This is a genomic window from Actinomycetota bacterium (assembly GCA_040754375.1).
Lineage (GTDB): Bacteria > Actinomycetota > Acidimicrobiia > Acidimicrobiales > AC-14 > JBFMCT01.
Map to the genome: position 1 here is coordinate 48,612 of JBFMCT010000020.1, position 9,538 is coordinate 58,149.

A 9,538-nucleotide genomic window follows, 5' to 3' on the forward strand; every position below is an offset into this window, starting at 1 on the left:
ACCTCTAGCTCTGTGGTAGACCGACCATCCAAGGAGAACGCGCTCGGAGACGCGATGATTCCGGCTGGACCCGGTCGGACTTGGCTGCTGTCGCCCTGAAGCATACCCGGGCGGTCAAGTCCCCCGGACCGTTCAGTGGATATCGTCGCCCATCGACGGCTCTCGCGGTCCCATGCGCCCTAGCAGTGCTTTCCCGACAGCCAGCTCGGCGTGGTCGTCCGCCAGGGCCAGCCTGAGCACGCGCCGCAGTGGCCCACCGGCAGCCACGTCCCGCTCCGCCTCGATGAGGAGCCGCTCGTAGTCCGCCACCAGCGCCGGCAGCACCACTCCGTACAGCGCCTCAAGTCGCTCGGTGGTCGTGGCCCCGGCCGGCAGGGCAAGGGCGTCCGACCCCTCGGGCGCCGCCGGTGACCCCACCGGCAACAACCCCTCCCACAGCCCCGAGTGCCAACCGTGGCGGAAGGAGGCCTCCCTCAGCACCAGCTTGGTTTCGGCATCAGGCGTGGCGGGGACCCACGAGCCCACGACCTCGAACAGCCGCCGCTCCACGGCCGCGTACCGGCGGGCGGTGGCCTCCAGGGGCTGCAGCGGCATCGTCGCATAGCGTAGGAGCGTTGCTCCCGGCACTCGATGCCCACTCGGTGACGCCGGGTCGGCGGTCCCCCCGCTCGCTTGCCCCGGTCAGCCGCGGTAGCGGTTGGTGATGGGCAGGCGGCGGTCCTTGCCGAAGGCCTTGGGGGTGACCCGCACGCCCGGGGGGGCCTGGCGCCGCTTGTACTCGGCCTTGTCGACCAGGTCGACCACCCGGCGCACCAGGTCGGCGTCGAACCCGGCCCGCACCAGGTCGGCGGCCGTGGAATCGCCTTCGATATAGGCCTCCAGCACGGGGTCGAGCTGTTCGTAGGGCGGCAGGGACTGGTCGTCGCGCTGGTCGGGCCGCAGTTCGGCCGTGGGCGGCTTGGCCAGCACGTTGGCGGGGATGGCCGCCGCCTCCCGGGCCAGGGCGTAGACGAGGGTCTTGGGCACGTCCTTGATCACCGCGAACCCGCCCGCCAGGTCCCCGTACAGCGTGGAGAACCCGACCGCCATCTCGCTCTTGTTGCCCGTGGCCAGCACCATCCAGCCGAACTTGTTGGACAGGGCCATCAGCAGCAGGCCCCGGGCACGGGCCTGGACGTTCTCCTCGGTCAGGTCGGGCGCCAGGCCCTCGAACGAGGGGCCCAGCTGGGCCAGCGCGGCGGCGTGCAGGGGCTCGATGGGCACGACCCGGCTCTCGATCCCCAAGTTGGCGGCCAGCTCCAGGGCATCGGCGGTCGAGGTGTCGCTGGTGAAACGCGACGGCATCAGCACCCCGTGCACGTGCTCGGGCCCGAGGGCCTCGGCCGCGATGGCGGCCACCAGCGACGAGTCGACGCCACCGGACAGGCCGATCACCACGTCGGTGAAGCCGTTCTTGCGGACGTAGTCGCGGGTGCCCACCACCAGCGCCCGGTGGACCTCGGCCACAGGGGCCAGCACCGGGGCGAGCACCGCCGGCGCCGCAGGACCGAAGGCGGCGTCGGCTGCCCGCGGGGGGCTCACCAGCACCTCGTCGAGCGGCTGGGCCGGGGCCCGGCCCCGAGGGTCGAGCAGGCGCTTGCGGAAGACGGGACGCACGTCGAGGTCGACCACCATCGTGTGCTCGGCGAACTGGGGGGCCCGGGCCACGATCTCGCCGATGGACGACACGGCCAGCGATGCCCCGTCGAACACCAGCTCGTCCTGGCCACCCACGGCGTTCACGTAGAGCAGCTCGCACGACGCGTCGGCCGCCCGGGTGGCCAGCATGCGCTCGCGCTCGGGCAAGCGGCCCGCGTAATAAGGGGACGCGCTGAGGTTGACCACCAGCTCGGCGCCACCGGCGGCCTGCTCGGCCATAGGCCCGGCGGGAGCCCACACGTCCTCGCAGATCGTCACCCCGACCCGCACCCCGGCCACCACGAAGAGCACGAGCGGGCCGGAGGCGGGCGTGAAGTAGCGCTGCTCGTCGAACACCGAGTAGTTCGGCAGCAGGCGCTTGCGGTAGACACCCCGCACCGTCCCCGAGGCGCACACGGCCGCCGCGTTGTAGAGGTCACGGCGGGCGTCGACGAACCCCACCACGGCGGCACACCGGCCCGTACGCGACGCCAGCTTCTCCAGGGCGACCAGGTTGTCGGCCACGAAGCCGGGCTTGAGCAGGAGGTCCTCGGGCGGGTAACCGCAGATGGCCAGCTCGGGGAACACGGCCAGGTCGGCGCCCTCGGCCTCGGCCTCCGACAGGGCGCCCAGCACCCGCTCGACGTTGCCGTCGAGGTCGCCGACGACGGTGTCGATCTGGCAGGCGGCAACCCGCAGTCGGGCCAGTTGTCCTCCTCGCGATCGGGGCCAGTCGTGCGTGACGAGCCTACCGATGGTGAAAAGGCGTAGCATTTACCTCGATGGACGATGCCCAGCTCGTCCAGCGGGCAGCTACGGGTGATACGGCGGCTCTCGCTCGTGTCTACGACCGCTACGCCGGCCGACTCCACGACTATCTGTGGTGGGTCCTGCAGGACCGCGACCAAGCGGACGACGCCCTCTACGACACCTTCATAGAGGCGGCCGCCCGGGCCGATCAGCTGGTCGAGCCGGAACGGCTCCGCACCTGGCTGTTCGCCATCGCCAGCCGCCAGGCCCTGGCCGGTCGCCACCGTCCGGCCCCGGCCTCGTCTACGCCGGCCCCGCCCACGGGGGCCGGGGCGAGCTGGGGCGAGCTGGTGGAGGTGGTACGAGCCGTCGGCGAGCAGCTCCCGGCCCGGGACCGGGCGATCTTGGACCTGCGGTGCCGCCAAGGCTTTGACGACGACGACCTGGCCGACATCCTCGGCGCCTCGCCCAGCCAGGCCGGGCCCATGGCCGACCGGCTGACCCACGAGGCCGAGGAGGCGTTGGCCGAGAACGTGGTGGCCTACCTGGGCCGCCAGGACTGCGACGAGCTCGCCGGCGTGCTGGTGGGCGCGGGGGCGATCCTGACCGCCTCCGAACGGCGCCTCGTCTCCGAGCACGCGTGGGACTGCCCGACGTGCGGCCCCCGGCGCCGGCGCCACCTCGCGGCCGGCACCCTCATGCGAGTGGGGCCCGCGGGGCCGCCCTCGCCTGAGATCGCCGGCCAGGTGCTCGAAGGAGCCGAGCTGGCGTCCCACCGCGGCCGGCCTTGGCCGGCCCGCCGGGGCGGGTTCCCGCCACCGCTGCCCATGGCCGGGCCTCGGCGCTGGCCCGTGGCCGTGGCTGCCGCCCTGGTGCTCGTTCTCGGGGCCGGCGCCCTGATCGCCACCCGCGACGACGGGGGCGGCGAGCGGGTGGCGGCCGTGGGCACGACGGTCGCCGTCCCGACGACGACGTCGCGCGCCACGACGACGGTGGCCCCCACCACGACGATGCCCGAAGGCGATGAGGGTGAGCCCGATGGCTCGACCACCACCGGCCGTCCCATAGTGGTCGCGGGCACCGGGGGAGCCGGGACGGGCGGCACCGGTGGCGGTGGCGGTGGCCCCGGGACCGGCGGGGGCGGGACCGGAGGGGGCAACACGGGCACCACCGCGACGACGGTCGCCACCACCACGACCACGACGACCACGGTGCCGCCCGACGTCGACGGGCCGTCGCTCACCGGCCTGTCCGTCAGCCCGTCGACCGTGCGCCCCAATGGCACGTGCACCAACGCCGACCCCATGCAGACCACCGTCACGGTGACGGCCAGCGATCCGTCCGGTGTGAGCTCGGTCACGGCCATGTTGTCGACCGACCCAGAGTCGCTGAGGACGATGACCGCTTCCGGCGCGGGCAGCTACTCGGCGACCCTCGGACCGTTCAAGGCCTTGAACGCCCACCTCCAGGAGATCGCCTTACCCGTGCTGGTCTCGGCCACCGACGGTGCCGGCAACGAATCGATCACCAGCGTCAGGCTGACCCTTCGCTGCACAACCTGAACGAGCCCTGAGGAGAGGCCGGGGGCTGCGAGACTGCTGGCCGTGGCCGCCACCGCCGTCCAGGAGGCGATAGACCGCTCGGCGGCACCCGCCGTGGTGGCCGTTGCCCTGCAACGGCTGGAGGAGGCCCACCAGGGGCTGGCGGACCGGCTGGTGGCCGAGCCCGGTCTGTGCCGGGCCCTGGTGGCCGTCACGGCCGCCAGCCGGTCCCTGACCGAGCTGCTGGTCGCCGACCCGGCGGCTGTCGAGGTCATCGCGAACCTCGACGACCGGCGGCCCATGGGGACGATCTCGGCCAGCGCCGACCTGCGGCGCTGGAAGGCACTCGAACTGCTGCGGGTGGCGGCCCGTGACCTGCTGGGCATGGACGACCTTCCCCAGGTCGGGCGTGACCTGGCGGCGCTGGCGTCCGACGCCCTGCAGGCGGCCTACGAGCTCGCCGGCTCACCCCCGCTGGCCGTGATCGGGATGGGAAAGCTCGGGGGCTCCGAGCTCAACTACTCCAGCGACATCGACGTGATGTTCGTGGCCCGGCCCGGGGACGAGGACACCGACCGGGCGGCGCGTGCCCTGATGGCCGCCGCCCGGGAGGCGTCGTTCCGGGTCGACGCCAACCTCCGGCCCGAGGGGCGGGACGGCCCCCTGACCCGCACCCTGGGTTCGTTCGAGGCCTACTGGGAACGGTGGGCGCAGACGTGGGAGTTCCAGGCCCTCATCAAGGCCCGGCCGGTGGCCGGGGACCCCGAGCTGGGCCAGGCGTTCCTGGCCAGCGCCCAGGAACGCCTTTGGGGCCGGCCGTTCACGGCCGACGACCTGCGGGCGGTGAGGACCATGAAGGCCCGGTCGGAGGCTGAGCTGGCCCGCAAGGGCCTGACCGACCGGGAGATCAAGCGGGGCCGGGGCGGCATCCGAGATATCGAGTTCGCCGTGCAACTGCTGCAACTGGTCCACGGGGGCCACGACGAGTCCCTCCGTTCGCCCACCACGCTCGACGCCCTGGGCGAACTGGGCCGTTCGGGCTATGTGGACGCGGCCGACGCCCGATCGCTGAACGAGGCCTACCACCTGCTGCGGACCGTCGAGCACCGCCTCCAGCTCGAACGCGAGCAGCAGGTGCACTCCCTGCCCACCGACAAGGGGGCGCAGGACCGGCTGGCCCGCGTCCTGGGTTATCGCGACACGGTCGAGGCCACGGCCGGCGAACTGTTGTCCAGCTACCTGCGCCGGCTGCAGGCCGGGGTGCGCTCCATCCACGAGCACCTGTTCTTCCGGCCGCTGCTCGACGCCCTCTCGGCCCACCCGGCGGGCACCGTGCCCGCTCCGGCCATGCCCGCCGAGGCGGTGGTCGACCGGCTGGCGGCGTTCGGGTTCACCGACGCGGCCCGCACGCGCGCCGCCCTCGTCGAGCTGACGGGGGGGCTGACCCGTTCGTCGCGCCTGATGCAGCAACTGATGCCCCTGCTGCTCGACTGGCTCTCGGTGTCACCCGACCCCGACCTCGGGCTGCTCGGGCTGCGCAAGCTGGCCTCGGGGCGCCAGCGCACCACCGAACTGGCCGTCGCGTTCCGCGACTCGCCCGAGTCGGCCCGGCGCCTGTGCGTCCTGCTCGGCACCAGCGCCCGGCTGTCGGCCACCCTCGAACGCGAGCCCGACCTGATCCCCGCCCTCAGCACTCCCGAGGCCCTCGAGCCCCGGACGTCGGAGGCCATGGTGGCCGGGGCCACCGCGTCGTTCACGTGGCGCTCCGAGCTCGAGGACCGCCAGCGGGGCCTACAGAGGTTCCGCCGCCGGGAGGAACTACGGATCGCGGCGGCCGACGTCCTCGGGCTGGCCGGAGACCTACCGGTGACCGAAGGCCCAGCAGCGCCCCGAGGTAGCCCGACGAACGGGGACGATCCGGTGGTCGTCACCGCCCGCCAGCTCACGGCGCTGGCCGAGGCCAGCCTCACTGCGGCCCTGGCCGCCGTGGGGCCGGCCGTCCCCTTCGCGGTGATAGCCATGGGCCGCTTCGGTGGCGCCGAGCTGTCCTACGCCAGCGACCTCGACGTGCTGTTCGTCTACGAGGGGTCGACACCCGAGGAGTTCGCGGTGGCCGAACGGGCGGCCGAGTCGCTCCTGCGGTTCGTCTCCGGGCCCACGCCCGCCACCCAGGTCTACCCCCTCGACCTCGGCCTGCGTCCCGAAGGCAAGGACGGCCCGCTGGCCCGCAGCCTGGCCGGCTACCACCAGTACTACGAGCGCTGGGCGCAGACCTGGGAACTGCAGGCGCTCACCCGCGCCCGGTTCGTAGCCGGGGACGCCGACCTCGGCCGCCGGTTCCTCGACCTGGTCGAGCCCTACGTATGGCGCGACCCGTTCCCCGAGGCCGACGTGCGCGAGATCCGGAGGATGAAGGCCCGGGTCGAGCGTGAACGGATCCCCCCGGGCGAGGACCCCCAGTTCCACCTCAAGCTGGGCCGGGGTTCACTGTCGGACATCGAGTGGACGGCCCAGCTCCTCCAACTCCGCCACCGCACCCAGGCCACGGGGACGATGGCCGCCCTCGACCGCCTGCGAGACGTCGGCGTGCTGGCCGCCGACGACCACGAGGTGCTGGCTGACGCCTACCGCTTCTGCGAGCGGGCCCGCAACCGCTGGTTCCTCGTCAAGGGATCACCCGACGACTCCCTCCCCCGCCGGCCCGAGCAGATGGCCCGCCTGGCCCGCTCCCTCGACACCACGCCCCACGACCTCCGCGAGAACTACCGCCGCGTCACCCGCCGGGCCCGCCACGTCGTCGAGCGCCTCTTCTACGGCAAGGACGAGTAAGGACGAGTAGGCGCTTGCCTTTCCGATCGACAAGTCTGTTGTCGATGCAAGCGCCGCCCGACCGAGCGAGCGCCAGCGAGCCGGGCGGGGATAGGGGAGCACGGCGCAGCCGTGCGCCGGGGGCGCAGCCCCCGAGGCGGCTAAGGCACAACCTCAAGTACACTTGAGGATATGGAGGAGGAGCTGGCGATCGGGGCCGTGGCCGAACGAGCGGGGATGGCGGTCTCCGCTCTTCGCTTCTACGAGGACCGGGGCCTGATCCGCTCGAACCGATCGGCCGGGGGCAAGCGCCACTACCCCCGCCATGTGCTGCGCCGGCTGGCCTTCATCCAAGCCGCGCAGCGGGTTGGGCTCAGCCTGGACGAGATCGGGCGGGCGCTGGCCACCCTGCCCGCCGACCACGGGCCGACGGCCGCCGAGTGGAACCGCCTGTCGGCCTCGTGGCGCCCGCTCGTCGACGAGCGCATCCGCCTCCTGGAGGCCCTGCGGGACGACCTCGACGGCTGCATCGGCTGCGGCTGCCTGTCGCTGGAGTCGTGCCGGCTGCGCAACCCAGGCGACGCCGCCGCCAGCCAAGGCCCTGGTCCCCGCTACCTGCTGGGGGACTGACCGGCCGGGCGAGCGTTGGGGGGCTGGCATACGCTCGGACGACCGTCCTGGCCTGTCGACCTCGCCTACGACGAAGGCCGCGACCTGCTCTATGTCGCCAGCGCGGGTGGGGGCGGCGAGGGGTCCCCGCCGAGCCTCTACTTCCAGGCCGACGGCGTCTAGGAGCCCCGTAGCGGCAATCCACGGCACCGTGGCCGCCCGGGATGGAGGCCGACAGTCCGACACGACCTTGGCCTACGGTGGGGGTCATGGAGACGACAACCGACCGTCGAACACCTGCCCCCAACGGGGGTGGGCTCTCCATCGAGGTGGCCCATCTCACCAAGCGCTACGGCGATCGGGCCGTCGTCGCCGACCTGTCGTTCGTCGCCAGGCCCGGGCGCGTGACCGGGTTCCTCGGGCCCAACGGCTCGGGCAAGTCGACGACGATGAAGGTCATGGTCGACCTCGCGGCGGCCGACGGCGGCGAAGTGACGATCGGTGGCCATCGCTACCGCGATCTCCCGGTCCCGTCGGCCACGGTCGGCGCCCTCCTCGAGTCGAACGCGTTCCATCCCGGGCGCACCGGCCGCAACCACCTGCGGGTACTGGCCGACGCGGACGGCATCGGCCACGACCGGGTCGACGAGGTCCTCGAGCTCGTCGAGCTCCAGGACGCGGCTGACCGGCGGGTGGGCGCCTACTCCCTGGGGATGCGGCAACGCCTCGGGTTCGCCGGCGCGCTGCTCGGTGACCCTCCTGTGCTCGTCCTCGACGAGCCCGCGAACGGTCTCGACCCCATGGGCATCCACCAGATGCGGGACCTGCTGCGGGCTCGAGCCTCGGCCGGGCACACGGTGCTCGTCTCCAGCCACCTCCTCGCGGAGGTCGAGTTGCTGGCCGACGACGTCGTGGTCGTCAACCGTGGGCGGCTCGTGACCAGCGGGCCGCTCAGCGAGCTGCAGGAAGCCGCCATCCGGGCCCGGTGCTCCCAGCCCGAACGGCTCCACAGCCTGCTCGAGGACACCGGTGCCATCGTCGAACGTGTGGGCGACGCCCTCGTCGTGCGGGGAATGGCGATGGAGGATGTCGGCCGGCGAGCCTTCGACGCCGGGATCGTCATCCACGAGCTGGCGTCCCACGCCGGTTCGCTCGAAGAGCGCTTCCTCCAGTGGACCAGCGCCCCGGAGGGACCGGTCGGCACATGACGTGGACAAGGCTCCTGCGGGCCGAGCTCCGGAAGCTGACCACCACCAGGATGCCCTGGGCGTTCCTGGTGGTTCTGGTGGCGATGGCGGGGATCAACGCTGCGGTGGTGATCGGGGGCACCGACTTCGACGGCACCAAGAGCTTCTTGGCCACGGCTGCCGACCAGCAGTCGCTGGTCGCCTTCGCCTCGAACGCCACCGTTCTGGCCGGGTTGTTCGGTGCCATGGCCGTGGCCCGGGAGTACGCCCACGGCACGGTGATCCCTACGTTCCTCAGCTCACCGCGCCGGCACCGGGCCGTCCTGGCCCAGTACGGTGCCATCGCCGTGGGCGGCACGGCCATCGGCTTGGCGGGGGCCGCCCTCACCAACGTGGCCGTGGCTGCTTCCCTCCCGACCACCGACTTCGGCTTTCTCATCCCGCCGAGCGCAGTGGTGCGGGTCCTCGGCGCCGCCGCCTTCGCAGGCATGGCCGGCGCGCTGCTGGGTGCCGGCATCGGCACGGTCGTGCGCAACCCAGGTGGCGCGGTCACCGGCGCAGTCCTCGCCCTCATCGTCGCCCCTCCCCTGATCGTGCAGATGGCCAACGAGGCCAGCGCCTGGGTCCCGGCGCCGCTGGCCACCGCCCTGTCAGGCGTGAGCGCCGAGGCGGCCGGCGTCGGGAGCCAGGCCGGCCCGGTCGCGGCCGTCGTGGCACTGGCCGCGTGGGCGCTCGTCCCCGCACTGGTCGGCCTCGTCTCGGTCCAGCGCCGAGACGTCGTATAACCCACCGACGTCACCTGGCGGAACGAACGCTCCGCCGCCCTTGGTCGGTCCCGACGTAAGTGTTCAGGTCAGCGGGCGGCCTGACACGGATCTCTGAAGAATTCACCGTTGTAAGCAGGAGTCGCGCGGGGTGGTCGCGAAAGTGTGCACATGTCACACGACGCGCCCTCGGCCTCCGGGC

At 72.7% G+C, this 9,538-nt stretch carries 7 protein-coding genes; 5 read left to right on the forward strand and 2 right to left on the reverse strand.

The features are described 5' to 3' along the window. Positions 1 to 132: 132 nt before the first annotated feature. Together AB1673_10215 and AB1673_10220 are read right to left on the reverse strand one after the other, a co-directional pair. Entirely contained in the window at positions 133 to 594 is a 462-nt protein-coding gene (locus AB1673_10215) for a hypothetical protein (protein MEW6154345.1), read from the reverse strand. Between the two features lie 87 nt (positions 595 to 681). Further along, entirely contained in the window at positions 682 to 2,385 is a 1,704-nt protein-coding gene (locus AB1673_10220; GenBank protein ID MEW6154346.1) for an NAD+ synthase, read from the reverse strand. Between the two features lie 74 nt (positions 2,386 to 2,459). Between AB1673_10220 and AB1673_10225 the strand changes: the two genes are divergently transcribed. The 5 genes from AB1673_10225 to AB1673_10245 all read left to right on the forward strand — a co-directional run bounded on the left by AB1673_10225 (position 2,460) and on the right by AB1673_10245 (position 9,357). Further along, entirely contained in the window at positions 2,460 to 3,989 is a 1,530-nt protein-coding gene (locus AB1673_10225; GenBank protein ID MEW6154347.1) for a hypothetical protein, read from the forward strand. 42 nt (positions 3,990 to 4,031) lie between these two features. Next, entirely contained in the window at positions 4,032 to 6,797 is a 2,766-nt protein-coding gene (locus AB1673_10230; GenBank protein ID MEW6154348.1) for a bifunctional [glutamine synthetase] adenylyltransferase/[glutamine synthetase]-adenylyl-L-tyrosine phosphorylase, read from the forward strand. Between the two features lie 171 nt (positions 6,798 to 6,968). Beyond that, positions 6,969 to 7,406 (forward strand): redox-sensitive transcriptional activator SoxR, encoded by a 438-nt coding sequence (gene soxR / locus AB1673_10235; protein ID MEW6154349.1) that lies wholly within the window; start codon positions 6,969 to 6,971, stop codon positions 7,404 to 7,406. Positions 7,407 to 7,654: 248 nt separating this feature from the next. Beyond that, the gene (locus AB1673_10240; GenBank protein ID MEW6154350.1) at positions 7,655 to 8,593 is read left to right on the forward strand and encodes an ATP-binding cassette domain-containing protein; all 939 of its coding nucleotides are present in this window, start codon (positions 7,655 to 7,657) and stop codon (positions 8,591 to 8,593) included. Further along, positions 8,590 to 9,357 carry a hypothetical protein gene (locus tag AB1673_10245; GenBank protein MEW6154351.1) on the forward strand — a complete coding sequence of 256 codons (768 nt, stop codon included), beginning with the start codon at positions 8,590 to 8,592 and terminating at the stop codon, positions 9,355 to 9,357. Before AB1673_10240 ends, AB1673_10245 begins: the two co-directional genes overlap by 4 nt. Positions 9,358 to 9,538 lie beyond the last annotated feature (181 nt).